Source organism: Paenibacillus sp. FSL R5-0928 (assembly GCF_037970385.1).
In the GTDB taxonomy this organism is placed as follows: domain Bacteria; phylum Bacillota; class Bacilli; order Paenibacillales; family Paenibacillaceae; genus Paenibacillus_AQ; species Paenibacillus_AQ odorifer.
This window is the reverse complement of sequence record NZ_CP150225.1, coordinates 2,385,362-2,412,160: the sequence shown is the minus strand read 5'-3', so window position 1 is coordinate 2,412,160 and position 26,799 is coordinate 2,385,362. Positions and strand designations below refer to the sequence as shown.

Below are 26,799 nucleotides of genomic sequence, written 5' to 3'. Positions count from 1 at the left end.
TATTCAAAATATACCTCGCTTTTTTAACATTGCTAATCTTAGCTTATAAAAAGAAAAGTAAACGCCAACTACATTGGCATTTACTTTGTAAATAATTAATACGGTTTGTTACCTTTAAGTGTCAATTGCCCTTGTTCCAAAATGCTGTTCGGTACAACTGAAGTCTTGGAGCCTTTAATATTCAGCACAAAGCTTGGGGCAAAAGTGGAATGATGATCCCCAAAGTAACCTCTATTCGTCATGTAACTTGTGATGACTACATTATTCCCTTTCACTTGCGGAATCGCAAAGTGAGCATAAGTCCAGGTAATATCATAAGGATTAAGATCTTGATGGAGGACAAGTCCTGTACCATTTAATGGTTTATACGGTCCGGTTAAAGAATTAGATACGTACCCTAGCATATAGATGTCTTCATCATCAATGCCATCAATGAACATTTTAGAACCTCTTGAGCTTGTGAACAGATACCACTTGCCATTCAATTTAAATATGTTCGCACGTTCAATTTCATCTGTCACGGTGTTGGAGGCAAGTAGCGGCTTCATTTCTTTTTTGAATGTATAATCATTATTTAATTCAATGATACCGAGCGCACCATTCGCGGTTTCCGCAGATGTTTTGTCAGCACTGCTTAGTAATTTCTTTTTCTCCGCTTGGAAGAAGGCATTGCTATTACCATAATAAGCTTTGTTAAAGAGAGATTCTTCACCCTGGTAACCCGTACTTGTCCCTGTATTTGCTTCAAACACAAGATACTTGTGGCCTTTATCCTCCACATAGTGAGGATCTCTTAAGGTATGATTATCGTCGTAATCGCCTTTGCTGAAACCGGTGATATCAAGACTTTGATAAATTTCACCTTGATTACCGTCATAGATGGATTTCATATCTTCTACGCCATCAATCTTAAGGGTATCCCCATCCGGGGCAGAGACATTAATTTGAGCTGTAGTTAAAGTTTGTTTCCCGTAAAATCCGCGATCTGGATCCCAAGGATGACGATTGGTGTAGAACAAGCGAACTTTGCCATCAGATGTCATGGTTGCTGAACCGGACCATTCTTCGGCTTGATTGTTTAAAACATAATCATCAGGTACAAGTTTGTCACTATCCTTAAACACCCGGCCGGCATTCTTCCAGCTGCTGATAGAGTTGTCTCCTTCTTTCTTATAGAACAAATAAATAAATGTGTCTGATCCATTATTAGGGTCGCCCGCCAGACCAAAAACAATTTGATACCCCTTATAACTTGCTACAGTTCCATCTGCATTTTGCAGCGGCCAAGTATCCCAAACATCCATTTCAATTTTGTTTCCATTCTCATCGAACTTAACGGCTGCAGGAATGTTCTTAATCGTTGAAGCATCAAATTTTGGGACTTGGAATTGATTACTATTTTGTTGTTTGGGTAATTTCAACATGTCAGCGCGAGTGATATGAGAGAAACCGTAGTCATTGTACTCCGGCTTGTTCGGCTTGTTATTTCCTTTCGCAAAGGTTTGAGTAGCTCCACCTAACATTAAAGCAGCTGTAAAGGTTAGGATTGTTGTTTGTTTAATCATTTTCTTGAAATTCATCATCTAACTCCTCTTATACTTTAAATTTGGGTTTCGATCTTCCTTTGTGCTGTTCCCCTTTTAAATTCTAATGAAGAGTAGACGTTATGAGTATGTCGTGAATTGATGCATTTACAGGGTTATATTGATTTGGTTTTATTACTTCACATGGCTATCCCACGATTTTTGAAGCTCTTGAAGCAATTGATCCCGATTGATTTGCTCTCCTACATAAGCTTGCATAAGATAGCCAAACTCCTCTCTTGCTCTGGGAGGGAATTTGAACCAATTCCAAGATAATGTTTTCTGCTCATCGACGTATCGCATAAGATCTTTTACAAGCGCTCCCGAACGGTCCGTCTCTATATTTTTAAAAGCTGAAATAAAATGAAAGCGATCCTTCATGAACTTTTTCCCTGTTTCCGAGGAAACCATCCAGTTCAAAAACTTTTTGGCTTCCTTCTTCTTTTCTGGCGAAGATTCTTTATTAACAGCCCAATTATTAGATATCCCTACTGGCAACGCATTGTTTTCGGCACCATCATTAATAGGCATGGGTAAAAAACCGATATTCATATTCGGCGATATTTGATCAATTTTAGACTGAACCCAATTCCCTTGTTTAAGAATCGCCGTTCTCCCTGTTGCAAATAACTCAACTTCCGAATTATAATCTGTTGTCAAAAAATTTTCGTTACCATATTGTACGGTCAAATCCAGCATCCGAATGACATCTTTAACTTCCTTATTCTCTCGAAAAGATTGTGTTCCGTTGTTTAACCCTTGAATAAAAGCATCCGGCTCCTCCTGTTGGGCAATAGCAATATTCAACAGGAGTACAAAAAACCAATGATCTGAATACCCAACAGAAAAAGGAGTCACACCTATAGCCTTCAGCTTTTTCGCCGCCTCTTTTAATTCCGTAAACGTTGTTGGGAGAGGATCAACCCCAGCCTTTGCGAATAAATCCTTATTATAAATAAAACCGTAGCCTTCAAAATTGATCGGCATCCCGTATATTTTCCCGTCCATCTTCATCGGTTCTAGCGCCTCGTCATAAGCCTGTTCCACCCAGGGTTGATCCGATAAATCTTCAAGATATCTACTCCATGCCCTCGCTTCTTCATAACCGCCATTTGGAAAAATATCCGGACCAACATTGGCCGCAAACCTCGCCTTTAGCTCATCAAGGTAGTTAGCTCCTCCGCCAAAGGTTAGAATTTCCACGTTAATATTCGGGTTTTCCTTTTCATATTCCTTAACCATCTGCTCGAATTCTATAGAAATTTCCACTTTAGGATTCAGTACCTCCAAAGTGACTGTCTTATCCGCTACCTTCAAATCCGCTTCCTTCAGTGGACGTGTATGCGCACCACATGAAGAAAGCGTTAGCGTAATCAACCCCACGATAATCATTTGAACCCTTTTTATTTTCATAATTCCCCCAGATGCATTCAACAATGAACTTATGTATTGGCTATCCTGACTTCCGCGTCTATTTCTCTTGCTCCCTGTGAATTACGATATTCAGCAGGCGTCATACCGACGTTTTTTTTGAACAGCTTAGAGAAATAAATCTCATCTTGATACCCTAGCTTTAAGGCAATCGAGTACATCTTTTCATCCGATTCTAGTAACCACTGTTTCGCTTGATTTATTCGTAAATGAATGACGTAGTTAGTAAGAGTCATCCCTACTTCTTGCTTAAATCTCCGCGAGATATGTTCTCGGCTCAGAAAAAAACGGGTGGATAATTTGTCCAAACTTAACTCTTCCATATAATGCTCATCAACAAATGCGACAATATCATTCATACGCCTAACATCATCTAAATCCGCCAAACGATGGATTGCTCTAAAATTTTGTTCAGCCATAGACCTTTGTGCAGATTGAAAAGATAACGATATCTCTGCAAGCGATTGGATGGAAGGGCCGCTAACCAAACGAACAGGTATATCAAAATGCTGGGTAATCCATTCCTCTATCGGGAAAAACTGTCCATGAAGGGACAGAATCACACAGACATTAGGATCATTTTGAAGCGTAAATGCGTTTCCCCACTCCCGTGTAGCCAGTTCTTCGGTCAAAAGCTGAATGTATGGCTCCGAATAGTGAGATTGGTAAAAATACATCATGGTGAAGTCGTATACGTCTGCCTGTGGGAGAGCTGAGGCAATTTCGCCTGCATCAAAAGCTTCACCGTTACAAGCAGCAGTAATCTCCCTGTTTAAGCGAAATATTTTTACCTCTTCATAAAATCCGGACTCCATATTGCGACGTTCTCCCTCTTCTTGTTCCCAGGCTCTCAACGCCCCTTCTAAAGTTTCATTCAGCATTTTCTCTTCAATTGGCTTCATCAAATAATCAAAGCATCCCAGCTTAAACGCTTTACGCATGAAACAATAATCGTCAAACCCAGAAATCATAATCACTTTTCCCGGATAGTCTTTAGCAGCCAACCACTCGATTAACTCCATCCCGCTATTTTTGGGCATTTTGACATCTGTCATTATGATCTCTGGAGATTTCTACTCAATCAACGCCTTAGCCTCGAGACCATTTCTGGCTTCCAGCACTTCGGTAATCCCGTATTGTTCCCACCGTCCCAAAAAACGGATGCTTTTTCTAACATTAGACTCATCATCTACAATAAGAGCTTTCATAAACGTTACTTCTCCTTTAGGTAGAGTGGAATTACTAGCCGTACAGTGAACCCTTGTCCCTGCATCGAATCTAGTTTGATTCCCGCTGTGTGATCGAAATGAAGAACCAAGCGATCATGAATGTTTTTTAACCCGATATGTGCAAAAGAAGGATTGCCTTCGTTAACCGGTGTGTAGAGATTATTTTTTAATGCCTCAAGTTCATCATCCGTCACGCTGTTTCCGTTATTTTCTACGACTAGATTCAAATATTCACCTTGTATTTCACCATAAATATGGATATAAGCTTGTTCATAGCCCTCGTCATAACAGTGCTTAAAAAAGTTCTCAACGAGCGGCTGCAGGATCATACTGGGAACCGGAATATCAAAAATATCTTTAGGTATATCAATGGAATAGCTAAAATCAGTCTGAAAACGTTCCGCTTGAAGATTCAAATAAGCCTGTACATAATCCACTTCGCTTTGAACCGTCGCCTTCTGATCCACATGAATCGAGTACCGCATCATTTTGGATAAAGAGGTAATCAGTTGATATACTTTTGGAGATTCAGAGAGTAGGGCAACAGCAGCAATGGATTGTAAAGAATTAAATAAAAAGTGCGGATTAATCTGCGACTTTAGCGCCCTATGCTGATTTTTCCTGTTCTCTATCTCAAGCTTATACTCCCGGTCAATGTGACGGTTGATCCGATTCATCATCTCCTTGATATGTCTTTCTAGAATACCGATTTCGTCCTCCCGCATATCGTCGAATGGGGCATTCATATTCCTCCCCTCGATGCGCTGGACTTTTTGACTAAGCAATTTTATCGGCCGTGTAAATCCATATGAAATGATTGTTATCATTATCAAGCCCAGTCCACCTACAACCACACCTACAATGATGTTTGTATAGGCGGTTTTCCTTACATCTTCAAATAAAAAAGAGCTCGGGGTTACCTTAGCAAAATGCCACTCTTTTATCGGTTCCTGCAATGTTCTAGTAAACACAATATCTCCTTCTGGAGATTTAGTATCTGCCTGTGCCGGACTTATTTTCCTTTGCAGTTCATCAGGAACGGTTTTGCCTATCCATGTTTCATCACTGGCGTAAATGACATGATCCTCCGCATCGGAAAGCCACACGCTCTCTTTATTTTTCTGTAGAAAATGATTAGCGATATGAGCAATCTTGTCCAAATCAATATCTATAGTGATGACGCCCAGAAATTCCTGCGTTAGGACATCCACAATTTTGTGATGAACCGTCAAGACCATCGTTTTATCCGAAGGAGGCATAATGGAGGTATCGTTATAGTTCTCAATCAGATGCGGAGCTTCAATAAGATAATTGCTATTAGAGCTCATCAGCTTCTGAATGGAAGCTTGCTGTAATAAATCCGGATTCCTTTTACGGGAACTTAACATGGCATTATAAACTGTAAATGAGCTTTTCCCTTCGTTTATGAATAAACGAATCTGACGAATTTCACTCCTCATGAGATAGAAGTTAGTCATACCCTTATTAATTTCAAGCTGCTTAAAATAAAAATCTTCTTCTAACCCTTCTTCAAACACCCTGAATAAGTCTGGATTTCGGTATAAAATATATGGAAGATTAATGATTTCATCAAAATATTGCTCTAGATCGGCTGACGCCTGCTGAATTTGCTCTTGGCTGTTCTCAAGTTCATGTCGTTCCACATTCTCTTTCGTCTGCCGATAGATCAACAACACGGATAAAAAATACGGTAGAATTATAAACACAAGCAGCAAGAATAATAAGCGCTTATGAATGCTTTTCAAATAAATACTCCTCTGTAAAAATTTCGGTTTTCAGCAAAAAATCTAATATCAGGTTTTATATTTTCACAAATATCCAACACAAAATCAAAATACTTGTTGCTGAGCAACAAGTATTTTTGCCGGATCCATATATGACAAACGCCAATCGTTTATTACCCAGATTATATCCATATGAAACAACCGTTAAGAAATTTCCGCAAATTAATCAGCTATTTGAAGATTGAAATAATTCCCTGCACAATGGGCTTCCAAAGATGTGGATATTCTTGCTGAATTAACTTTCTTACCTCCTCCCCCTTGATGTCGTTGAAATTATTATCTTGAGTAATAAAGGTATAAGCACCTTTTACGGTATCCCCTATAGCTATATGCCCGCTTGCATATCCACCCATTGCAATATGGGAAGCGATAGAGAGACCACCCAAGGAGAACATACCTACAGCTAAACCTCCAACAGCAAATATCCCCAATGCTATTCCACCAACGGCCATTGTACCCGCCGCAATGCCCCCAACGGCTAACAAAAGCCCTAGAGCCAGACCTGCAAAGCTGATGAGTCCTAAAGCAAGCGCACCTAAACATAATCCGCCCAAAGCAACAATACCAATGGATACAGCACCAATCGCAACATTACCTATGGCAATAACCCCTTTGGCAACGTATAGCCCCCGTCCGATATGGATATGAACCAGAGGAATTCCAAAGCATGTTCTCTTACTTTTGTACTCATAATGAAACAAGGAATTCAGATCTACATATACGGGGCTTGCGACATGCTCTGCTTTGGTATCGCTTGAAGCATCCTTCACCAGATGATCCAAACTTACGTGAAATAATTCACTTAAACTAATCATCTTATCCATTTCGGGATAGGATTGACCTGATTCCCACTTAGACACGGCTTGCCGCGAAACACCAATCACCTCCGCCAAGTTCTCCTGGGACATTCCTCTCTGTTTCCTATAGCTTTGCAATTTATTTGCAAAGTCCATTCGCCATCACCTCATGCTCATCATATTATAACGTTCTGTAATTGACTACCTATCTACCCTTACATACTGTCAACCACTGGTTGCACAGCTGATTTTGCGGGCTTTTATCCTCATTAAACGTTCTTGATTCCCCATTCTCCCTATTTCCGGGCAAGATGATAGCGTATAATATACGATATAGAATATTCATCAGAGGAGACTATAAAACCATGAAATTGAGTATGAATTGGATTACGCTTCGGGTCCGCGATCTGGAGGCTTCCCTTCATTTTTATAACCGGATACTGGGGCTACCCATTGAGCGTAGATTTGAAAGCAGTGGAAAACAGATCGTCATGTTAGGTCTGGAGGGGCAACCCAAGATCGAGCTTATTCAGGGAAGTGACCCGGCTTTGAAACCGGAATGTGGCGTTTCTGTGGGTTTCGAAGTGGAGTCACTTGATGAAGCGATGGAGAGTTTAAAAAGCCAAGGTATCCCAGTAGCGCGCGGACCAATCGCCCCCAATCCCCACCTGCGGTTCTTTTATATCCTGGACCCGGACGGGTTTGAGGTGCAGTTAGCGGAGCATAACTAACGTTTATCAAGCGCGTTATTACCTCAAAAAGAAATAGACCGCCCTAACCAAAGGTAGCGGTCTATTCTGCCGTGTAAAACCTAACCCCCACTCTTAAAGCAAGGCTTTATTCAACAGCTTTAGTTGATCTTTTTTCAGTGAAAAAGTAAACCAAAGCCAATAGCGGCAGGATCACTCCGATGAGTGAGGCGAAGGTCCATCCCCCATAGGCATAAGCCCAACCACCCAAAGATGATCCAACGGCTCCACCCACGAAGAAAATCGCCATAAAGATCCCATTAAGACGCCCCCTCGCTTCACTACCCAATGAATAAATCACACGCTGTCCGAGTACAAGATTTCCGGATACGGCCATATCCAATGTAATCGCGGAAATAAAGAGCAGAATGAGAGCAAAAGTTGAGTGGCTATGGAAAAGATGAATTAGTAAAAAAGACAAAGTGGCAATGATCATGGCCAGCCCGGTTAACCATTTGCTCCAACCTTTATCTGCCAGTCTTCCAGCAATCGGTGCGGCTACAGCCCCACCAACACCTACTAAAGCAAACCATGCAATACCTTGCTGCGACATTCCAAAATCATCCGCCAACCGCAACGGAACCACCGTCCAAAAGAGACTAAAAGCTCCAAATAAACAAGCTTGATATAAGGCACGTCGGCGCAATATAGGCGTTTGTTTTAGAAGGGTGCCTAAAGAGACAATTAATTTACCATAGCTTACCGAAGGTGCAGGTTTACGTTCAGGAAGAAATCGCGACAGCAGAATGGCTAACAACGTGATCACGACCGCTGAAAAAATAAACACAGCTTGCCACCCCCAGATGCTGGTGATAAAGCTTGCCACTGGCCGGGCAAACATAATGCCTAGCAAGAGTCCACTCATAACATTACCAACCACACGGCCACGCTGCTCTTCAGACGCTAAATAGGTGGCATAAGGTACCAGGATTTGGGCTACCACTGAACCGGTTCCTATAAACAAAGATGCTGTCAGGAATAAAGGCGCATTAGCTGCGAAAGCAGCAACCAGCAATGCACCCACTGCAACCATTAACGTGATTATCGTGAGGCGCCGATTCTCCACAATGTCACTCAGCGGCACGATAAATAACAAACCTACAACATAACCGATTTGAGTTAAAGTGACGATCAAGCCTGCGGCTGTAGAAGAAAGTCCTGTCGAGACACTGATAGGTCCAACAAGGGTTTGAGCATAATAAAGATTGGCCACGATAAGCCCGCATGCAGCTGCTAACATAAACATCATCCAACTTGAAATGTGGTTCTCTTTCACCGCTTGTTCTTTTTGCATGTGAATCCTCCTCAGATTATCTTAATAATTTAAATACTGTACGTTCAGTTCACTAATTCATGTTTAAATAATATACTGAACGTATCGTTTTGTAAATAGGCGATGGTCATTTATTTTTTCAGGTTTTTTTAGTATACTGAACGTATAGTTTATATTTTGATTGGAAACAGATTAACGAAAGGGTGATTTCAGATGGAGAGTAAACGAGGGCGTCCGCGTAATGTTGAGACGGAGAAGTCTATTCTTTCCGCTTCCTATGATTTATTATTGGAAACTGGTTTTGGAGCAGTTACGGTGGAAAAAATAGCGGATCGTGCCAAGGTTAGCAAAGCTACGATATATAAATGGTGGCCTAACAAGGCTGCCGTGGTCATGGATGGATTCCTATCCTCCGCTGCGGACAGACTACCAGTACCTGACACAGGTTCAGTATTTGATGATATTCTCATGCATGCAACGAACTTATCCCGGTTCCTGATTAGTCGAGAGGGTAAAATCATTACGGAGATCATTGGCGAAGGACAGATGGATTCAGGCTTGGCGGAAGCTTATCGGACCCGATATTTCCAGCCTCGTCGGCTTGAGGCACGGCTGCTTATGGAACGGGGTGTTCAGCGCGGGGAATTGAAGGATAATCTCGATATTGAAGTAGTTACCGATCTTATTTACGGGCCGATATTCTACCGCTTGCTGGTGACCGGCCAACCCATAGACGATGCTTATGTGCAGCAGTTGGTGAGGTACGCTTTTCAAGGAATACGTAACTAACGGGAACGGTAATGGAAAAATAGACCGCCCTCTCTCACCAGAGATGCGGTCTATTTCTGCTCGTAGTACTATAAAAGGTCGGCCTGGCGGAAGGTTGAGATACAAAGGACCAAGGTGCTCTTATTTTCTCATTATGGGGCGTTTTCCCAAGCTATCGGACTCCTACGCACTTATCTAGTCTTTTCAAAACAAAATACTGCTACTGGAGAGGAAATAAGTGCGCTACGGTCCGATCACTCGACTAATTGCACCGAATAAAGAAAATAAGAGCCATACAGTCCGCAGGATCAAAAGTAGGTGATTCGAACGGAAATGAGGTCAGTTTCACTAATCACATCAGTTTCCAACGAAACCTTTCTGCTGCACAATGTCTCTCGTATCGTTCCATAATTTATTTTCCATTACCTTATCTCCTCCCGGTTGTACGGGTACAATGGGATTGCCTGTCCCAACGTTAAAATATCCCCCACTGCTCTCTTGATATTTAGGATCGGTCATTAAACGAATAATGATCTCAGCTCCTTTACGAGGATCGCCAATACGAAAGAAATTCAATAAGTGCTTAAGCATCGAAGAAAACCAAAGTTCACGCCCGAGGCCTGTAACGTTAAAACCCGGATTCAATGCATGAACGCTAATTCCCGTTTCCGCCCAGCGACGTGCAAGCTCACTGGTAAACATAATATTTAACAGTTTGGTTTTCCCATAAATCTCAGATGATCCTCTGGAAGTAAAAGAAGCTGTATTGAGCAAATCTTCTGGCAACTTTAGCACTCCATGCCGGCGTGAAGCTTCTGAAGCAACATTTATGATTTTTGCACTTCCTGCTGCTCTCAAAGAATGCTCTAAGGTATGTGTCAATAACCATGGTGCAAAATAGTTCACAGCCATCATTTCTGAGAATCCATCGGCAGTTATCCGCTGTTCAAACCCATGAAGCCCTGCGTTATTTATTAAAACGTCTATCTTCGGAAAAACATTAGATATTTCTTGTCCTAACCTAGTGACATCCTTCATTGAGGATAAGTCTCCGTAAAAAAAACTAATTTCGACTGCTGGTACGCTCTCCTTTATCATTTTTTCAGTTGCTTCCGAACGCGTATTACTCCTTGCAGTCAGAACAAGATGGGCACCTCGCTTAGCCATTTCAAGTGCAACGAGTTGTCCCAAACCGCTTGTAGCTCCAGTAATTACAATAATCGGCTTTGTCATCTTCAACATTCTCCTTTATATAAGGAATTCATAAGGGCCAATTTCATTTTGACAGCGTATTGTCCAAAACATATAATTGATATATATCAACTATATGACGATGATTGATATATGTCAACTACATAGATGTTTGATGACTTTAAAATACAAGGTTAGGTGGTTAAAACAATGAATACTGAACGTAAAGACACGTCGAGAGGACAATTAGAACTGAAGCTAGGTGGACAAATTAGTGCCCTTATTAGCGCTTCGCATGCCCTAAATGTCAGAACTGCTGCCGCTTTCGATTCATCTGTACAACCTGCTGCTTTCCATATAGTTCGTTGGCTGTACTCCTATGGTCCAACAAGTGCCTCTGTATTGGCAGAATCTACGGCTATGGATCGTAGTTCAGTCAGCCGTCTCATCAAGCAACTCGAGAATTTGGGTTATATCAAAAGGGAAGACTCCCCTAACGATCGTCGAGCTATACTTCTTACTCTCACTGATCTTGGGCGGCAAAAAACCTTTGACGCGTTACAGGATAAGGAGTTCATATTTTATGAGCGCATAGCCCAATGGGATAATCAACAGCTTGAGACATTTATCGAAATGCTTCAGGAGTTTAATGGATTTAATGATAATTAATAAATGGGAACAAAAAAAGAAACAGCATCTTGCTGTTTCTTTAGATATGGATTGTCTTTAATTAGAGCCAACAATTGTCACTGATATTCATCTTCGGCATGTTCATTATTGCATTGCTCAACTACCTCAAAAAGAAATAGACCGCCCTCTCGCAAAGGAATGCGGTCTATTTCCTGACTAAACTTCCGAAGCCGCCGCCCTTAAAAGCGGCTATTGCAAAGGGAGTCGTGTTTCCGCACGACTCCCTTTGCATTGTACGTTTTATCTACCCAAACTATACCACGATCAAAACCAAATAAAAAGTCACTCACTCCCCAAACAGCAAAAAAACGGCATTTCTGCCGTTTCTTTAGGATGAACTCTCAGGGGCTCGAACCCTGGACAAATAGATTAAGAGTCTACTGCTCTACCAACTGAGCTAAGAGTCCATATGATGTTTGGTGGAGCCAAGGGGGATCGAACCCCTGACCTCATCGCTGCCAGCGATGCGCTCTGGCGTGATTGTCAGGGGCACTGCCCATTTTTTTGAATTCAATAATTGTTAGGTGTCAAGAAACCTGTTTTCTATTATCTTGGCCTCTTCTAAACTCACAGGCTCAAGGTGCCAAGTTTCATTTAAAATAAATTTATGCTCGACCTCGTGAATTTTAAATAATAGTCCTGGAGCATATTCCTTCCATATAGATTCAGCTAATAACAAAAATGCCTTAGAGTCCTTAAAATTTTGTCTTTCAAACATTATATCCGCAATCCATAGATAGGCATACCCTATATTCTGTATGTCATGATAGCTTTCTCTTGCTATCAGAATTTTAAGGGATTTACGAATATATCTCTCAGCTGATTGGAAATCATTCAATTTAAAGTAACATCTTGCACAATTCCCATAATAAGTTGACTTATCGCTTTTCTCTTCCATTTCGAATTGTTGAAATATCTCTAGTGCTTTTTTTACTTCACCGCTATCTCTTAACGCTAGAGCATGATAATTCAAAACTGTAGTAGATGGAATGACCTCAAGCTTAGAGGAAAGTAAGATATGCTCTTCAGCTAATCGAATACTTTCAATATTGTTACCTTTAATCCATGCAATCCTACTCGCTAAAGACAAATAATTCACATGACTGTGAGTTCCTTCTTCAATCATAGAATTATACTTTCGTAAATAAAAGTCACACTTTAAATTTTCTCCTATACTGCATAGGTGCGGTAGAAATGAGTGCAAAAAGGAAATATTATTAGCAAGGGTTACCATTTTCACGTCCTTCCAGTCCGTTGAATCTAGTATTCTACACCCTAAAGAATAATATTGATGATGATAACCCCCATCGTAAAGCAATGAAGTATATGCCCCTATAAGATTTAATGCTTTTTCAGGACTGCGAGAATTCAAACATGTCTCTATAGAATCAATTAAGTGGGCTGGCCGCATTGATGCTTCAATCATTGGTTTTTCAGTTTTATTGAATAAATAATTTAAAACACTCTGGGGTAAAAATACGCATAAAACCCCCTTCACAAAACGTTCTTGTGATGCAGGAGGGTACGACTGATGTACAAACTCACGAATTAATGGATGTACTTGATAGGTTAAGGTTGATACATCGTTCATACCACTTTCATGTGGCTCTATTAATCCTAACCTAGTAAGTCTCCTTAATTCTTTTTTTAACTTATCTGGCCCATAGTCAGTAGTAACAGCCAAACTGACTTCATCTTCATTTAATGGTCTATGACCTACCACTAAATATCTTAGAAGATTCTGTCTCTCTTTATTCAACTGCTGCCAAATATCCTTAAAATATTCTTGTATACTACCACCAGTTGTTTCTTCACCTCGCTTTAATCTCTCAACACACTTTTTTAAAGACTCTTGTTTTACATTGACTTGTCCAGCTATCAATCCAAGCCACCATGGATGACCGTTTGTAAGTTTGAAAACTTCTCGCGCATAAATTTCAGCATTTTCACCAGATGATTTTATACCTCTTCTCGCAAAAAAATCAGCTGCCACAGACGTATCAAGGCCTTTCAATTGTATATGTTGAAAATTCGAACTCGAATGGACTAGCGGGGGCCTGCAAGTGAAAACAACCAAGCTTGAATGCTCATTGTTACAAAGAGAATTAAACAAAGGTTTTAATTCTTCTACCGGACCTTCAGAATCAACTTTAACATACGCATCTATATTATCAAACACAACTAATAATTTATATTTATTTAAATACTTCAAAAATCTCTTTACTGTATCCTCTAGCCTTTCATCTTTATATAGTGTTACTGTTTCAAGTCCTCCAGATACTTTTTCGAGTGATTCTATCAGTTTGTAATGAAAAGACTCAGGAAGTTCTCTGCAGTCAATCCAAATTCCATAATCATACTTAGGACTATCTCCACGAGAATATTTTCTTAAATACTCTGATGCTAACGCTGTCTTCCCTTGTCCTCCTACACCAGTAATTGAGATAACTGAAATTTCTCTTTTTTGGGGTAATAACAATTCATCACCTCTACCAACCCAATCACTGATTTTCGGAACGAAATCAACTTCAATAGTCAGAAATTCCGATCTTTTCAATACCACTTCTTGTGTAACTGCCGTGAATTTTTCTATAAGTGGCTCTTTATATAACGTATCAAAAATTCCGTTCTCTTTTCCCAAGTCATACATTAATGTATCAGAAGAAAAAGTACCTGACTCACTAGATATCCTTAGTTGGACATTCACATTGCCCGAAATTGTATCAAATGTGTATATCGCATATCTGCAATTCGAAACTTTATTCCTTCCAATCCCTTTATCCCCTTTTTCCGGATAACCAATACCGCTGATTAAGCTAAATAAGTCTTTGTCGGGATTAGAAAATCTAGTGATCTTGCCCGAATGTATATGACCATGTAAAATTGCATCAACCTTAATTTTTTGACTGCTTGTAAGATAATCTACACACATCTCTCTTTCGTCTTTATCTAGCCATTCAAATGGATGATGAACAAGCCCTATAGTTAAATCAGCCTCAGGTAAACTCTTGCTAATTCTTGTCAATTCTTCCAACTGCGGCTTTCCAACCATTAAATTACCATAATCCCCCTTTCCCACGCATGACCAAGATGAGTTAATCATAATGACTTTAATTATACTATTGTTAATCTTAATATTTCTTACCGCTCCGCCATATTTAGTAAAACTATAGTCTGTCACTCCAGTTACTTTTTCTGCCATAGCAAAAAACTGTTTTTGACGAGTTTCGAATGTCTCCCAGTACTCATTAAATTGAACTTCATCATAATAATTTTCTTTGTGAGTGTTCGCTAACAAAACTTCCACAGCTTTTCTTCTGGGGAAGTCATGGTTTCCAGGAACCAATAATAGTCTCTCTCTATCTATACCTAATTCCTGCGATAGTTGAATGTAATAGTTTTCGGCAATTTGAAATGACCCTTGTGTTCCACCTTTATCCACTGAGTCTCCAGTAATTGCCACAATATCTACAACTAATCCTTTCTCTGCTTTCTTCTGAAGTAAATCCTTTAATAAGGCTTCTCTTATTCCTTTTGTATCAAAATCATCTCTTTCAGAAATATGTAAATCTGAAAGATGAAGAACACATATTTTAGACATATAACCCTCCAATAATTTTAATATTTAGTATTTTGTGATAATAAATCTTAATCAAAACTTTAATCAACATCAAACTAAAGACTAGCTTTAAGCCGCAATACAATATCATTTCCGACAACCTGATTCCAGCGCTTGCACTGCACGGCGATTTTATAACCTTCTTTGCCTTTAAGGATCAAATCTACTTAATGATCACCTTATCCACCGACCAGTTGTACGGTATAGCCTTGATTTCTATGTAATACAGCTCCATTAAACGCTCAAAATCCGTACCGGACAATGTCCTTACTTCTGCTTTCAGAATCAGTGCACCTCTCAGCTTTTTGGTAGAAGCGTTAGTCGATGTACTATGAACACTAATTTCGGTCCTTGCTACGCTAATCTGACGTTCCAGATGCTCTTATTACTTTCTTAGCCTTACACTGCTTACGAGTCCACATACTGCCGAAGATTTCACCGAGAATGACCGAACCAAGTAGAATTCCTAAAAAGAACCCCAAAGTGAATCACTAAATCTCCAAGAATAAACAATCCTCCCACTATATACGCTACTTGCCTGCCTTCTGCGTAATACGTTTAGCCATAAAAGCCCACCTCATGCTGTTATAGGTCTTATCAAAGTAGAAAAAAGCGACTACATACCTAGTAATTTCGATATTACAATTGATCATTCTTCTATATTTGCTATTTTTCGGTTCAAATTCTCTCTACTATATCATAAGTTTGGCTATATTTGGTATAATAAAAAGCCACCAAATGATACTCAGGGCCTACTTTATTTCACTGAAATTTAGATAACTGCAGAATTCAGTGGATGCTTCTAGTACTATTACTGTTCTATCTTAGTATGATGCGACAGTGCCTTACCCCAACATTCAAATCATCAACTTTTAAGCTACTTGTACAAGCAGTCGCTAAAAACGAGCTAATTTTCAATTTCAACGTCAGTTCTACTGAATCTCGGTAGACCCTCACGCACTCGATGATCGTACTAAGCATCATTTTCTTCTTAGCAGTAGATGCTTTCTTAATCACCTCACGCCAAACAGGAATTAATATTCGTTTTATAACTCCGCAAAATCCAATAAATAGTATTAAAATATATAAATTCAATTATTTAACTATGTTTAATTTCACCTTTATATCAGTTGTTATTTATCGGAAAGACACTTAAAGGCTTACGAGCTAGCCAGAACTTGAGTCAAGAAGATTTGGCTGGAATCTGCAATGTTGATAGATCATATATATATCGTTAATCGAGGTAGGTAAAAATGAGCCATTCGTCAGTAAAATATTTTAACTTTGCGAAGGGCTAAAAACTAGACCATCATACTTCTTCAAATTAGTTGAAATTGAATACGAAAATTCTAGGAATAGTTCCGATATAAAATAAAGGAGTAGAGTGATGGGACTATGTCCCACCACTCTACTCCTTTTAAATGTTTCACTGTGTCTCAATAACAAGCAATATTTAGTAGTTAACAAGATCCAGAATTCTGTAATCATCATAACTTCAAACAACGGGATTCAGCCTGTCACTGGGTATTGGAGTGTAATTCGTATAACATGTGATTAGAAGATACTCGGCATAATAAGACTGGGTAATGTGATTAATACCAAAGAGAATTTTTGCGAAACCTTATCAAAAAGGTATCAGTGTCGATTTAAGAATGTTACCACATTCATAGTAAATCCTACTGAGCTTTTCATAAAGCGGAATACTATTGATCGAAGATTCACTTCTGTACATGAGAGAGAGATTAATTAGATTAATCCTCATCTCACCGATTTTTACTCATTATAAAAGTGTTACTAAATGCAAAGAAACGGCATTTCTGCCGTTTCTTTAGGATGGACTCTCAGGGGCTCGAACCCTGGACAAATAGATTAAGAGTCTACTGCTCTACCAACTGAGCTAAGAGTCCATATGATGTTTGGTGGAGCCAAGGGGGATCGAACCCCTGACCTCATCGCTGCCAGCGATGCGCTCTCCCAGCTGAGCTATGGCCCCGCGAATTACTCCGTCAAGTCGACGGTCAGTCAACGTACAACCCGCTCGTACCAACGGTTTCTAGCGTCCTGCAAATCCGCTCGTTTTCTTTCCGCTCAATTAATATACCACACGGGAGCGCATCGCTGCAAGTCTTTTTTTCGGATATCTGCTCGAATATTGCGGAATCGCATTTTCCGTTATATAATACGAACATATATTCGCAATCAAAACGGAGGTCTACGCTATGAAAAATCAACCCGCGCCACCTTCTCCGGATGACCTCGCTCTCATCGCACCTGCCGTCACCCTTCCGCTAGTTATTGCCGCGCTTAAACGTGATCGCCTCGTATTTATGGAGCCCGGTCTCCTAAAGACGCCGTCCCCGTATACCGACGTTATTGACACCGCCATTGCTCGCGCCACTGTGGATCTCGACGCAGCTAAACGCGAAGTCTATCGGCGAGGTTTACGCGTAGTTTCTACCGAGCGTGTTGGCGCAAATATTGTAGCGCATTATCTCTGTCGCGGTCACAGCGGAGAAGTCACGGTCGACATAAACGGCGGCATGGACGTTATGCGCGCGTATCTTACGCTTTTCGATAACCCCGTTCCCGCGCCTTAATCTCCGCGAGTACATTCGCAATAGGTCGGCCGTATTTCCGCGAGTGTTCCGCCGTGAGAGCTGCGTTATCTACGGACGCATAGCGCTTGCCGACGGGAACTAACGCATCCGCTACGAATGGCGCTTCGTATTCCCCTTCCCGCAGCCAACACGCGATAAATTGGTACTGGCGCGTAGCTTCGAAAGCTTGCTGCGGATCGTCGAACGTTTTCGAGAGATACGGCATCAAGCGCTTATACGTATCAACGTGCGTGTTGCGGAATAAATGCCAATTGACCGACGCGGCGAGCAGTGTATCAACGAAGCCAGGGTATGAGTGGAACGCGCTGAAATCATGAAACGCGATGATCGGCGCGAGTTTATATTTCGGACCCTCACGTAGCATCCGCTTAGTAAAGTGAACGAGTCCTCGCGACATAAACTGGTGAGGCTCGTTGAGTACGAGCAGTGTTCCGGCGCCCTTTCCCGCCTGCGCTAGTTTAATAAGTAGCGTCAGCATTACGATCCAGTATCCGAGCATCTCCTTAACGCGCTCCGGCATCGGTACCCCCTCCGGCATTACACAGCGGATAATCACGACTTTCCCCTCCGCGACCCAGCGGTATAAATCCATCGCGGGATTATACGTTTGGCAAAACATCGGCTTCAAAAACTCGCTACTCGTTATTTGCGTTATCCTCCGCAAGACCGGTCCGTATATCTGCCCCTGCTTACCTTCGCTCATTTTATCGTAATCGCGCCACGTATCCATATCGAACGTATCGTCCAACTCCGCTATCTTCTGCTTACGGAAGGCGGCGGACGTAAACATCGCTTTCATATCCGTTAGATCCCCGTTACACACTTTCGCGGCATCACGCGTAAATTCCGACGTTTGAAACTTATCTTCGTCACCGTCCGATAGTAAGAAATCCGTTAAATATTCCGCTATCGCATCGGCGGCAATCCGCTTATCACTAACGTTATGAAGCACGGTCTGCAGTCCGAGATATGGCGCGTAAGCTGTATCCGCTAAGTTAATATCGATCACGTCTTCTGGCGCTAAGTGGTCACGGATTGCGTCTGCCATGCCGCGTTGGTTACCGTCCTTATCGCGGTTATGTTCGTCGATGAAATCCGGTATAACTGCGCCGATTCCGTGCTTGCGCTTCGCTTCGACAACGAGATTGACTACGTGCTGATCTTTGCCCATACGTGGCGATCCGTTAACAGCGCGCGGCATATACAATTTATCCGGACTGTTCGTCGGAATATGAACGCGATGCTCTACGCCGCGATCCGTAGCCGTACCCGCAAGCATTCCGCGCTCATCCAGGAACGCACGCGGCAGCTCGATCTCAACGCGCCGATTCGACGTAAGTACTTCGGAAAACTCCGTTTGTAAATCGGCGGTTGGCAGCTGCGTTAATTTACCGAGCTCATCTACGCTCATAATATTCGGAGCTATCTCGCGCACTTTCCATTCGCTCAAATCTGCGCGAGCCCTTACGTTAACCTTTACGCATTCTAACCGATTATCGCCCGAGAGACCACCGTATGCACTCGCGACTGACCGCGCCAACATCTCGCGTTTAACTGGATCAGCGGACGTTACTGCGCAGCGAATCGACGTTTTAAATACGGGTAAATTACGCTTATTTTTTGTCTGCGTAGATAGGTCGCCATTAACGAGTAACTCCGCGCGATCCGGATTAGGTAACGCCTTACGTTCGGACTTAACCGCCGGACCTGCGCCATGATACAGCGATTTCTCTACGCCGGCCATTACGTCCTCGATCAGCGTTTTTACTTCATAAAAGATATGCGCTGCACCCATCGCTAGTGTACGCATAATCCGCATCGGATCAAATCCGGGTCGGTACGCGAGCCCTCCGCCTTCCCACGTTTCCCACGCATAGTCCGCGAGTTTCTTCCATTTATGGCGCGATACCGTTTCAGTCCGGATAAATACGCTGACCGCTTCACCCTCACTTAGTTCGTTCGTTACTCCGAGTAATTCGCGTATTGGCGTCGTCTGCTCGTTGTAGCGGAAGTCTAGCGAGAACATATCGTGTCGGCGGTATTTGAGCGCATATAAATCCGTATCGTCAGCGTCCGGAAACGTAAAGTCGTCCGCGAGTTCTAACGTTGCCTTACGCCACTGTTCGTGGTTGCGGAATTTAACGCGGAATGATTCGGCGAAATCGGATGGCATCGCGCAGTAAAACGATATTGAATCGGCAGCCATTTGCGTTATCCACCAGAAGTCCGGAGCCGGCTTCGTGACAATGCGATAACCTTCGCGGCGGGGTTTAGTGCGCGCGGAGAATAGCTCGTAGAGTGAGCGTTGGAAGTTACGGGAGGCGGAGTTTAGTGCGGATACATGCGGGATGATTTTATATACGACGTACGCGCTCACGTTAATACACGCCAGATTACGCCGACCCAAAACGTTATAAACATGCGCCCCAGCCACTTACCGTTGTTGCCGACGATTGGCGCGACCATCATTCCGAGCGCACATACGATAATGCCAAACGTAATAATTTCCGGTGAGTATGCGTTAAGCGCCGCGAAAATACCGTGCACTGTCTCTCCCAATGCACGCGACATTATTCCGGTTATCGTCTCCGTTATGTTCTCGATAGCACCGCCGCCAATGTCCGGAAGTACTGCGCCATTTATACGTATTATCATTGCGCCCACCTCCTATAACATCCGCAGCCAATTACGGATATCGACCGCATGGCGCACGATAATGTAACCGATACTTCCGCCCATTAGAAACTCGATCGCCTTCGTTCGATTACCGAACATCCACGTAATGCCGGCGTATACGATGATGCCGACGCAGAGCCAATCGGCGATACCGAGCACCGTTGAAAATACCGTTACCCACGTTGCGGATCCCGCCGCTACTGATGATGCAAACGCGGTCTTTGGGATTAACGCGAGGTGAACGGTGGCAGCCGTTTTTGTTACCGGAGTCGGTACGTGAGGTGCGCGAACTTTCGGCAATATAATACCGGATTGGAATGCGGCCCATTCGATCGCAACGGTTTTAGTCATACGTATCATTCCTTTCGGATTGGATATACTAGGCGTAAATTTAACGCAAAGGAGTTGTTACTAATGGCGTTTGTTATCGGATTAATCGTCGGCGGTGCTGTCGGAGCGATCACGCTTCTGTTTTAATTCAGCCGTCATTGCGGCGTATAATATCGTCTTTACAAATCCGCTAAAGTTATCGTGACCCTTTCGCGCTGCCCATTCGAGTATCTTGCGTTGGTGCTCGTTGTCGACGTTGAAATTCACGCCCTTACGTACGTACTTACTCACGATGACTACCGTCTCCTATTGGGCGCATAGTTACCGGTTGAGTATTCGGACCGTCGGCGGGCTTTGATTCCGTAGGCTCCGCTACTACTGCGGCTGTCTTTTTACGCTTAGAACGATCAACTTTCGGTGCGCCACTGCGGCTCTTAATCTCCGCCGTCAACGTTTCAATCGCGCTAACTACTTCGAGCACGCCGTCGTCAACATCGTCCGCATCCGTGATTCCTTGCGCGAAATCAGCGATCATCTCAGCGAGTATTCCAACGGATACTTCGCCAGCCATACGTTTCAATAACGCTTTGTTTACTAACGCTGCCACATTACCGCCTCCTACGTTTTACGTATGTTTGATGTTATGCGGAGTAGCTCGGTCTATATGTCGTCAAATTTTACGACATTATTACGTGTAGACAGGCGTTAGACAACGAAAAGGATCGCAGGTATCCACCGTCGCTCCCAAAGCGCGGATCGCGTAGGCGACCGCTTTACCCCTAGCGTATGACGGCGGGCTTGTACGTTATGCCGGACGAACTCGCGAAAATAAACGAAAAAAAGGCGCAGCCCCTACGGATATTACTCCGCAAAGACTGCGCCTTATATTACGTTGTTACTTCGTTATCAATTCACCGCTAGACGTCCGCACAATCAGCGTTTTACACTTCGGACATTTTGCGCTTCCGCCCGGTAAGAGAGTCGTACGTCCGCACGTAGGGCAATCAACTTTCTCCGCAGTTGCGGTCTGTTTAATTGCGATTACTACCGCGATGATTATCCCGACTACAACTCCGAATACGATTACGCCTAAGAACATATTCGATCGACCTCCGTTAATTTCCGTTATACTTCATTATCGGAGAGTTTCCGCATTTTGTAAATATGCGTAGCCTATTCCGCCTTATCTTTGTTCGCTGCGTCAGAAATCCCCTCCGCCAACATATACGCAACGCACGCACCAACCGCGCCAATGACGCCAGTTACGTGCAGCACCGTATTGTCGCCCGCGCCCGAAGCTGTAAGTACCGAAGTGGCTAACGCAGCGAGTAGCGCCCAAAACTTCCGCGAGGATAATTTACGTAAGATATCATTTTTGCTCATCGTATTATTTCGCCTCCTTTACGAACATTCCTGCGCGATCTAGCAACGTCACGAACCGGTAGAAATCGTAGCTACCATCCGCGGTCGTATCGATAAAGCCCGCCAGCTTAGCGTTGACACACGCCTGTGTTGCCCATACTGGAATTGCACCCAACTTCGCCCTGCCTTCGAGCGTTTCAATCCGTTTAGCTTGCGCCTGAACAACCGCAGCCTGTTCCTCTACCGTTTTCTGTAACGCGCTAATCTGTTCCGCAATCATTGCGTCATCTCCTTCGATTAATTTTAGTACCGCGTTTATCTGCGCCTGTGTCGGACATTTACCCGCGCGATATTGAGCCGTGGATAATCCGAATGTCATTTCGAAATGCGGCATGTCAAGGAACGTTTTCCAATCGCCGCCCCACGTAAAGCCGAGCGCCTTTGCCAGCGTAACTACTTCGTTCCAATCTGCTTTACCGTTTCGATTTCCGTCTAGCTTCGTATCCCAAGATACGGATTTCCCATCGTTCGTAAGTAACGCGAAATCAATCGCTACGCCGAAGTTATGATTCGAATACCCTCCGCGCGCATTCGTTACGATACTTCCCGGCTTCGTGCGGCCCTGTTCGTATAGTGCGTTCTGCTCCGCAAATGTTCGTAGTCCTTGCGTAACAACAATCGGAATACCTAGCGCATATGACCGATCGATAAGCGCTTCGGCTGCCGCTTTGACACACGGAATAAGCCCGACCAACTTAGCGGCGGACTTCGCACGTACCTGTTCGATTGTGAGCGTCATTATTACGCAACATCCTTTCCGTTAATACTCGATTTAATTTCGTGAACGTCTTGCGCCAGCCCTTCGTATTGACCTGCGAGTGCTTCGAATCGCGCCGTTAATCCTTCCGCTAACCGCATCAAGCGGTCTTCCCGCGCGATTGCTTCACTGTGCATCCGTTCGCGTTCCGTTTTAGCCTCCGTACTTATGCGTTCCTCACGCGCGCGAGCCTCGTCAGACATTCGGCGCATCTCTTTCCATAGAGTCCACGCGATGACTGCGGCTGCTACCGCAAATATTCCGTTCTTGGCGACCTCCGCCCAAAGTGTTCCGTCCATTACGAAGCCGCCTCCGTTTCAGGCGCAAGATAATCCGCTAATGCGCGGCCGATCTCGTCATCGAGCGTTTGGAGTACGGATAGGCGGGACTCAGCGTTAGGTAGTGCGGCTAGGACTGCGCTAATAGTTGCAGCGAGTTCTGGCGCTGGGTTAGCGGTATCTATCGTACATTCGAGTAATGCGCGTACTTTCATATAACGTCTCCTCTACGTAAAAAGAGCCCCGCAACGGATGCGAGACTCTTCGTTATTTTGCGTTTATTTATTACCGTCGATTTCGGCGAGTTGCGCCTGTAGCGCTGCCCGTTCCTTTTCCCACGCATCGACCTGCGCCTTAAAGTCTGCGTATGTCTCAGCGGCTCTTTTTCCGAGATCACCGTTATTAGCGAGTTCTTCCGCCTGCAATTTATACGTCGGCAGGATATCCGCTTTATATCCAGCGATCTGTTTATCATAGCGCGCGATTTCTGATACTATACGATCACGCTCCGTAATGCTATTGCCAGATGACGCAGTAGTCGTTTCGTCCATTATTATTTTCTTCCCCTCCACGGATAGCTTAGTTCCGGTAGCTTCTGAAACTGCACGTATAGGCGCGTATGCCGTGCCGTTAATAACTACAGCCTCCGCTAATTTCGATCCACCTTTTTCTATTACAAAGATACCTTGTACTTTCTGTCCTATTAAACTAGCGGAACCCGCGAAAACCGAAGCGCCTGAAAATAAAAGCGCTCCGACGATTATACCGGAAATAAACTTTTTCATATGATGACCTCCGTAATAGTATTTACCTAATAGTACCATTACGTTAGGAGACTGGGAAGGTTCCGCCACCAGATGGAGTAAGAGTCGCACTTCCATGATTATGGTTTTGCAAGGTAACCGTATGCCCGTGTCCGATATTAGACTTTTTATTTAGCTCAGTCCATATTGCTGCTAATTCCTCCGCAAGTGTAGTAGCTCCGTTGTACAACCGCCCCCAACCTGCGATGATCACCTGTCCGGACGACGATGTAGATAATCTGATATTTGTTCCGCTCAGCGTCACGTCGGGATCTCCGCTTATAGTTAGCCCGGATGACGGCGAGTTATATAACGTAGACTGACGACCTCCTCCTGCATTAAATATGATCTTACTTAATCCTCCGTCAAATGCCGGAATCTGAATTCCGCTATCGGCGCTTGCATATACACCGAACGCAACGCTTGTCGGATCGATCACTACACGCGGATAAACGGAGGCAGACGTCTGTATCTTAGCGCCCGTTATCGTACCGCCCGTAATAGTCGTACCGCTAATGGAGGATGCGCTAATAAATCCGCTAAAGTCACCGCTCGTCGCTCGCATATTACCAGCGGTGTCTACCGTGAATACCCCGTTCCCAACGTTAATCGAAGATCCGACGATCGCGCCATTCGTAAAGTTGGACGATAGGATATTCGCAGAGTTAGCGGTCAGCTTATTGAGTACAACGTTACCCGCCATATCCAAACGGAAGGGCGCGGAGTTGAAATCGTCGTGCCCTGCGCTAATACCGTTCGTGTTGATCTTGACTACGTTATTACCGCTGCCGATAACCATCGATACGAAACTGCCGAGTTGTCCCGCAATTACCTCCGCTGCTATTCCGGTCGCCGTCATCGCTATCCGCGCAGTCGCTCCGCCATCCGTCGTTAAGATAAGTCCGTTTGACGTTAATATGACTTGATCGGACGGGTCCGTTTTCGACTGCAGGACGATACCGCGCTCATCGTATTTAATCTCCGTCTTACTCGCGTTAATCTCGTTAACCGCCAGCCGCGCGAACTCTTCGAATACTTCCGCACGAATCCGCCCACCGCTAAACACGTTCTCTATCGCACGCCGTCCCGCCTCCAAGTCCGCGAGTATTTGCGTATAGTCACGTTTCATTACGTTTGCGACCGTAAGCTGCGTATGTTTATCGGGAGCATACGGATACTCCGTCATTTCCGTGATTCGCGCTGTGATCCCCGTTAAGCCGAGCGCAGGATCTACGAGCGTTACCGTATCGCCGAGGCCGGGGCGCGCTTCTTGCTTATCGATCTTAAATAAATCCGCAGCGCTAACGGACACCTCAAGCGCGGGCACTTCGCGTTCGGATAAGCGTAATCTAGCGGCAGCTACGAGCTTTACCGGATCGGTTACGTCTTGCTCCGTTAGCAAATCGTCGTAAAAAGGAACGCTATCCGAAGCCCACGCGTCAGCATACGGAGAAACGAGGTAGTTGACGCGGAGGATTCCGTCAGTAATTGCGCCAGGTATCGCGCTAAGTCGCGCCTGTTCCTCCGCGGTTAAAATCGACGCAGGCTGACCGATCCATGTCCGCGAGTCTTTCATTTCCGCATATAATCGCGTACATAATGACGCTGCGCTATCGGTAAAGGATGCCGCGATCAAATTGCGAGTTACTTGGATCCGGTAGTCCGATGCGGGATTACCGATCTTCTTGCGCAAATGTATCGTAAAATTATCCGGCTCAACCTCCGCGCCATATAAGTTAATGACAGCGTTGAGTGCTTCGAGGCAGTTTCCGCCACCGAACGCTTTAACATCCGCGAGGTAGAACGTATCATCGACCGCAATAGAAAAGCGCCCACCGGTTGCCGCCGAGATGAGCGCTGTTAATTGCGTTATGTGGATTCCGTAGCCTTCCTTTATATACGAAGCATACGGAAATTTATAGTCCGCCAGTTTAAACATGACGTGTGAACACGATATTTGTGCGGTAAGCTTACGGTCTTCACGCGATCGTTCACGCTTATTAATCACGTAATATTGACCGCACTCATCCATTACGTGCCCTTTTAGCGGCAACTTATCGCGGAAATCATCGGAAGTCATTGGGACGGTAAAGGTCAGCGTATAATCTGCGTTAGTCCGCCGCGTTCGTGTGATATCGTAAGCGTCGCGTAGGATACCGATGCGCTTGCGGAAACGGTCGTACGATTGTAGTGCGCTTATCAAGAGCGCGCCTCCTTCCGTTAATAGAGATAGCGATCACGATGCGTAATGCGCGTTAAGATTTCGCGAGCAGCTTCGTTGTCCGCGTAGGTGACTTCGTTAAGGCCGAGACCGAGTTCGAAGAAATCTCCGTCAAGTAAGTGAATCGCGTTAACTCCGTTTAGCGTAATCGTCTGTTTCTTAACGTCGATGACGAGTTTATCGCCGGGATTAAACCCACCAGTAAACGAGAGCCTATCGACGTGCATATAGCGGACTTTAGCGCTAAATTGCGTAGATGTCGCAAAGTTCGCGCCATTTAAGCGTTCGCGGATCATTGACGTGAGCAATTCCGTAGCCGATTCGAATACTGCAGCGGACGGGATATCGCGCGTTGGGGCTCCGTCGAACTTCGTTTCGGTGTCAAATACGATACCGACCGCGAAGTCAGCGTTTAAGCGAGCGGATACGTCCGTTTCGGATGCGATCGTAACGTTAAAGAACGTTTGGATTACGTAAGGGCGATTAAAGGGCGCGCGGTTGAATGCGCCGAGAAACGACATATGCGTGCGCCTCCTTTCTTGTAACGTAAAAAGCCCCC

At 43.9% G+C, this 26,799-nt stretch carries 25 protein-coding genes and 3 tRNA genes; 4 read left to right on the top strand and 24 right to left on the bottom strand.

The window, feature by feature from the left end:
- Positions 1-95: 95 nt before the first annotated feature.
- From MKZ16_RS10700 to MKZ16_RS10675, 6 genes are all read right to left on the bottom strand, one after another.
- The gene (locus tag MKZ16_RS10700) at positions 96-1,580 is read right to left on the bottom strand and encodes a glycoside hydrolase family 68 protein (protein WP_076107562.1); all 1,485 of its coding nucleotides are present in this window, start codon (positions 1,578-1,580) and stop codon (positions 96-98) included.
- 138 nt (positions 1,581-1,718) lie between these two features.
- Positions 1,719-2,996 carry an ABC transporter substrate-binding protein gene (locus MKZ16_RS10695; RefSeq protein WP_076107540.1) on the bottom strand — a complete coding sequence of 426 codons (1,278 nt, stop codon included), beginning with the start codon at positions 2,994-2,996 and terminating at the stop codon, positions 1,719-1,721.
- Between the two features lie 29 nt (positions 2,997-3,025).
- The gene (locus MKZ16_RS10690; RefSeq protein ID WP_339815929.1) at positions 3,026-4,072 is read right to left on the bottom strand and encodes a helix-turn-helix domain-containing protein; all 1,047 of its coding nucleotides are present in this window, start codon (positions 4,070-4,072) and stop codon (positions 3,026-3,028) included.
- Between the two features lie 15 nt (positions 4,073-4,087).
- Complete coding sequence (locus tag MKZ16_RS10685; protein WP_256715565.1) at positions 4,088-4,222, bottom strand: hypothetical protein; 135 nt, start codon at positions 4,220-4,222, stop codon at positions 4,088-4,090.
- Between the two features lie 5 nt (positions 4,223-4,227).
- Positions 4,228-6,009, bottom strand: coding sequence for a histidine kinase (locus MKZ16_RS10680; RefSeq protein WP_339815677.1), 1,782 nt, complete (start codon positions 6,007-6,009; stop codon positions 4,228-4,230).
- Between the two features lie 209 nt (positions 6,010-6,218).
- A complete protein-coding gene (locus MKZ16_RS10675) occupies positions 6,219-7,001 on the bottom strand; it encodes a helix-turn-helix transcriptional regulator (protein WP_036679206.1) in 783 nt (260 codons plus the stop codon).
- Between the two features lie 209 nt (positions 7,002-7,210).
- Between MKZ16_RS10675 and MKZ16_RS10670 the strand changes: the two genes are divergently transcribed.
- Positions 7,211-7,576 (top strand): VOC family protein, encoded by a 366-nt coding sequence (locus tag MKZ16_RS10670; RefSeq protein WP_051491055.1) that lies wholly within the window; start codon positions 7,211-7,213, stop codon positions 7,574-7,576.
- 106 nt (positions 7,577-7,682) lie between these two features.
- Here MKZ16_RS10670 and MKZ16_RS10665 read toward each other — a convergent pair whose 3' ends face one another.
- A complete protein-coding gene (locus MKZ16_RS10665; RefSeq protein ID WP_076098505.1) occupies positions 7,683-8,888 on the bottom strand; it encodes an MFS transporter in 1,206 nt (401 codons plus the stop codon).
- Positions 8,889-9,080: 192 nt separating this feature from the next.
- On the opposite strand from MKZ16_RS10665, the gene MKZ16_RS10660 reads away from it, so the two are divergent.
- Positions 9,081-9,656, top strand: a complete 576-nt coding sequence (locus tag MKZ16_RS10660) for a TetR/AcrR family transcriptional regulator (RefSeq protein WP_076107543.1) — start codon at positions 9,081-9,083, stop codon at positions 9,654-9,656.
- Between the two features lie 336 nt (positions 9,657-9,992).
- Here the strand turns inward: MKZ16_RS10660 and MKZ16_RS10655 are convergent, their stop codons facing one another.
- Positions 9,993-10,868 (bottom strand): SDR family NAD(P)-dependent oxidoreductase, encoded by an 876-nt coding sequence (locus MKZ16_RS10655; protein ID WP_076107545.1) that lies wholly within the window; start codon positions 10,866-10,868, stop codon positions 9,993-9,995.
- Between the two features lie 168 nt (positions 10,869-11,036).
- Here MKZ16_RS10655 and MKZ16_RS10650 point away from each other — a divergent pair, with 168 nt between their 5' ends.
- A complete protein-coding gene (locus tag MKZ16_RS10650; RefSeq protein ID WP_038569696.1) occupies positions 11,037-11,495 on the top strand; it encodes a MarR family transcriptional regulator in 459 nt (152 codons plus the stop codon).
- Positions 11,496-11,850: 355 nt separating this feature from the next.
- On the opposite strand, the gene MKZ16_RS10645 is transcribed toward MKZ16_RS10650, so the two are convergent.
- From MKZ16_RS10645 to MKZ16_RS10630, 4 genes are all read right to left on the bottom strand, one after another.
- Positions 11,851-11,923: transfer RNA gene (locus MKZ16_RS10645), tRNA-Lys, on the bottom strand.
- 113 nt (positions 11,924-12,036) lie between these two features.
- On the bottom strand, positions 12,037-15,117 hold the full coding sequence (locus MKZ16_RS10640) for a metallophosphoesterase (RefSeq protein ID WP_076106510.1): 3,081 nt from the start codon (positions 15,115-15,117) through the stop codon (positions 12,037-12,039).
- 1,852 nt (positions 15,118-16,969) lie between these two features.
- Positions 16,970-17,042, bottom strand: a tRNA-Lys gene (locus MKZ16_RS10635).
- A 10-nt stretch (positions 17,043-17,052) separates the two neighbouring features.
- Positions 17,053-17,128, bottom strand: a tRNA-Ala gene (locus MKZ16_RS10630).
- 226 nt (positions 17,129-17,354) lie between these two features.
- Between MKZ16_RS10630 and MKZ16_RS10625 the strand changes: the two genes are divergently transcribed.
- Complete coding sequence (locus MKZ16_RS10625; RefSeq protein ID WP_339815675.1) at positions 17,355-17,732, top strand: hypothetical protein; 378 nt, start codon at positions 17,355-17,357, stop codon at positions 17,730-17,732.
- Here MKZ16_RS10625 and MKZ16_RS10620 read toward each other — a convergent pair.
- The 12 genes from MKZ16_RS10620 to MKZ16_RS10565 all read right to left on the bottom strand — a co-directional run bounded on the left by MKZ16_RS10620 (position 17,698) and on the right by MKZ16_RS10565 (position 26,761).
- Positions 17,698-19,959 (bottom strand): hypothetical protein, encoded by a 2,262-nt coding sequence (locus MKZ16_RS10620; protein WP_339815673.1) that lies wholly within the window; start codon positions 19,957-19,959, stop codon positions 17,698-17,700. The two genes, MKZ16_RS10625 and MKZ16_RS10620, sit on opposite strands and share 35 nt — an antisense overlap.
- A 167-nt stretch (positions 19,960-20,126) precedes the next feature.
- Entirely contained in the window at positions 20,127-20,408 is a 282-nt protein-coding gene (locus MKZ16_RS10615) for a hypothetical protein (protein ID WP_339815671.1), read from the bottom strand.
- 12 nt (positions 20,409-20,420) lie between these two features.
- Complete coding sequence (locus MKZ16_RS10610) at positions 20,421-20,780, bottom strand: hypothetical protein (RefSeq protein ID WP_339815669.1); 360 nt, start codon at positions 20,778-20,780, stop codon at positions 20,421-20,423.
- 81 nt (positions 20,781-20,861) lie between these two features.
- Positions 20,862-21,050 (bottom strand): hypothetical protein, encoded by a 189-nt coding sequence (locus tag MKZ16_RS10605; protein ID WP_076273780.1) that lies wholly within the window; start codon positions 21,048-21,050, stop codon positions 20,862-20,864.
- Positions 21,043-21,366, bottom strand: coding sequence for a hypothetical protein (locus tag MKZ16_RS10600; RefSeq protein WP_339815665.1), 324 nt, complete (start codon positions 21,364-21,366; stop codon positions 21,043-21,045). The genes MKZ16_RS10605 and MKZ16_RS10600 overlap by 8 nt, the downstream gene beginning before the upstream one ends.
- Positions 21,367-21,932: 566 nt before the next feature.
- Positions 21,933-22,142 (bottom strand): hypothetical protein, encoded by a 210-nt coding sequence (locus tag MKZ16_RS10595; protein WP_339815663.1) that lies wholly within the window; start codon positions 22,140-22,142, stop codon positions 21,933-21,935.
- A 4-nt stretch (positions 22,143-22,146) separates the two neighbouring features.
- Positions 22,147-22,920 (bottom strand): M15 family metallopeptidase, encoded by a 774-nt coding sequence (locus tag MKZ16_RS10590; protein WP_339815662.1) that lies wholly within the window; start codon positions 22,918-22,920, stop codon positions 22,147-22,149.
- Positions 22,921-22,922: 2 nt separating this feature from the next.
- On the bottom strand, positions 22,923-23,237 hold the full coding sequence (locus tag MKZ16_RS10585) for a hypothetical protein (protein ID WP_339815660.1): 315 nt from the start codon (positions 23,235-23,237) through the stop codon (positions 22,923-22,925).
- Positions 23,237-23,431, bottom strand: a complete 195-nt coding sequence (locus tag MKZ16_RS10580) for a hypothetical protein (protein WP_076273770.1) — start codon at positions 23,429-23,431, stop codon at positions 23,237-23,239. Before MKZ16_RS10580 ends, MKZ16_RS10585 begins: the two co-directional genes overlap by 1 nt.
- A 63-nt stretch (positions 23,432-23,494) precedes the next feature.
- Positions 23,495-24,001 carry a hypothetical protein gene (locus MKZ16_RS10575; protein ID WP_339815658.1) on the bottom strand — a complete coding sequence of 169 codons (507 nt, stop codon included), beginning with the start codon at positions 23,999-24,001 and terminating at the stop codon, positions 23,495-23,497.
- A 43-nt stretch (positions 24,002-24,044) separates the two neighbouring features.
- Positions 24,045-26,222 (bottom strand): phage tail protein, encoded by a 2,178-nt coding sequence (locus tag MKZ16_RS10570; protein ID WP_339815656.1) that lies wholly within the window; start codon positions 26,220-26,222, stop codon positions 24,045-24,047.
- A 17-nt stretch (positions 26,223-26,239) separates the two neighbouring features.
- Complete coding sequence (locus MKZ16_RS10565; protein WP_339815654.1) at positions 26,240-26,761, bottom strand: hypothetical protein; 522 nt, start codon at positions 26,759-26,761, stop codon at positions 26,240-26,242.
- Positions 26,762-26,799 lie beyond the last annotated feature (38 nt).

Excerpts from the sequence above, each read along its gene's own strand:
- MKZ16_RS10700 (WP_076107562.1), bottom strand. The coding sequence starts at position 1,580 with ATGAATTTCAAGAAAATGATTAAACAAACAACAATCCTAACCTTTACA.
- MKZ16_RS10695 (WP_076107540.1), bottom strand. The coding sequence starts at position 2,996 with ATGAAAATAAAAAGGGTTCAAATGATTATCGTGGGGTTGATTACGCTA.
- MKZ16_RS10685 (WP_256715565.1), bottom strand. The coding sequence starts at position 4,222 with ATGAAAGCTCTTATTGTAGATGATGAGTCTAATGTTAGAAAAAGCATC.
- MKZ16_RS10675 (WP_036679206.1), bottom strand. The coding sequence starts at position 7,001 with ATGGACTTTGCAAATAAATTGCAAAGCTATAGGAAACAGAGAGGAATG.
- MKZ16_RS10670 (WP_051491055.1), top strand. The coding sequence starts at position 7,211 with ATGAAATTGAGTATGAATTGGATTACGCTTCGGGTCCGCGATCTGGAG.
- MKZ16_RS10665 (WP_076098505.1), bottom strand. The coding sequence starts at position 8,888 with ATGCAAAAAGAACAAGCGGTGAAAGAGAACCACATTTCAAGTTGGATG.
- MKZ16_RS10660 (WP_076107543.1), top strand. The coding sequence starts at position 9,081 with ATGGAGAGTAAACGAGGGCGTCCGCGTAATGTTGAGACGGAGAAGTCT.
- MKZ16_RS10655 (WP_076107545.1), bottom strand. The coding sequence starts at position 10,868 with ATGACAAAGCCGATTATTGTAATTACTGGAGCTACAAGCGGTTTGGGA.
- MKZ16_RS10650 (WP_038569696.1), top strand. The coding sequence starts at position 11,037 with ATGAATACTGAACGTAAAGACACGTCGAGAGGACAATTAGAACTGAAG.
- MKZ16_RS10640 (WP_076106510.1), bottom strand. The coding sequence starts at position 15,117 with ATGTCTAAAATATGTGTTCTTCATCTTTCAGATTTACATATTTCTGAA.
- MKZ16_RS10625 (WP_339815675.1), top strand. The coding sequence starts at position 17,355 with ATGAAAAATCAACCCGCGCCACCTTCTCCGGATGACCTCGCTCTCATC.
- MKZ16_RS10620 (WP_339815673.1), bottom strand. The coding sequence starts at position 19,959 with ATGGCTGCCGATTCAATATCGTTTTACTGCGCGATGCCATCCGATTTC.
- MKZ16_RS10615 (WP_339815671.1), bottom strand. The coding sequence starts at position 20,408 with ATGATAATACGTATAAATGGCGCAGTACTTCCGGACATTGGCGGCGGT.
- MKZ16_RS10610 (WP_339815669.1), bottom strand. The coding sequence starts at position 20,780 with ATGACTAAAACCGTTGCGATCGAATGGGCCGCATTCCAATCCGGTATT.
- MKZ16_RS10595 (WP_339815663.1), bottom strand. The coding sequence starts at position 22,142 with ATGAGCAAAAATGATATCTTACGTAAATTATCCTCGCGGAAGTTTTGG.
- MKZ16_RS10590 (WP_339815662.1), bottom strand. The coding sequence starts at position 22,920 with ATGACGCTCACAATCGAACAGGTACGTGCGAAGTCCGCCGCTAAGTTG.
- MKZ16_RS10585 (WP_339815660.1), bottom strand. The coding sequence starts at position 23,237 with ATGGACGGAACACTTTGGGCGGAGGTCGCCAAGAACGGAATATTTGCG.
- MKZ16_RS10580 (WP_076273770.1), bottom strand. The coding sequence starts at position 23,431 with ATGAAAGTACGCGCATTACTCGAATGTACGATAGATACCGCTAACCCA.
- MKZ16_RS10575 (WP_339815658.1), bottom strand. The coding sequence starts at position 24,001 with ATGAAAAAGTTTATTTCCGGTATAATCGTCGGAGCGCTTTTATTTTCA.
- MKZ16_RS10565 (WP_339815654.1), bottom strand. The coding sequence starts at position 26,761 with ATGTCGTTTCTCGGCGCATTCAACCGCGCGCCCTTTAATCGCCCTTAC.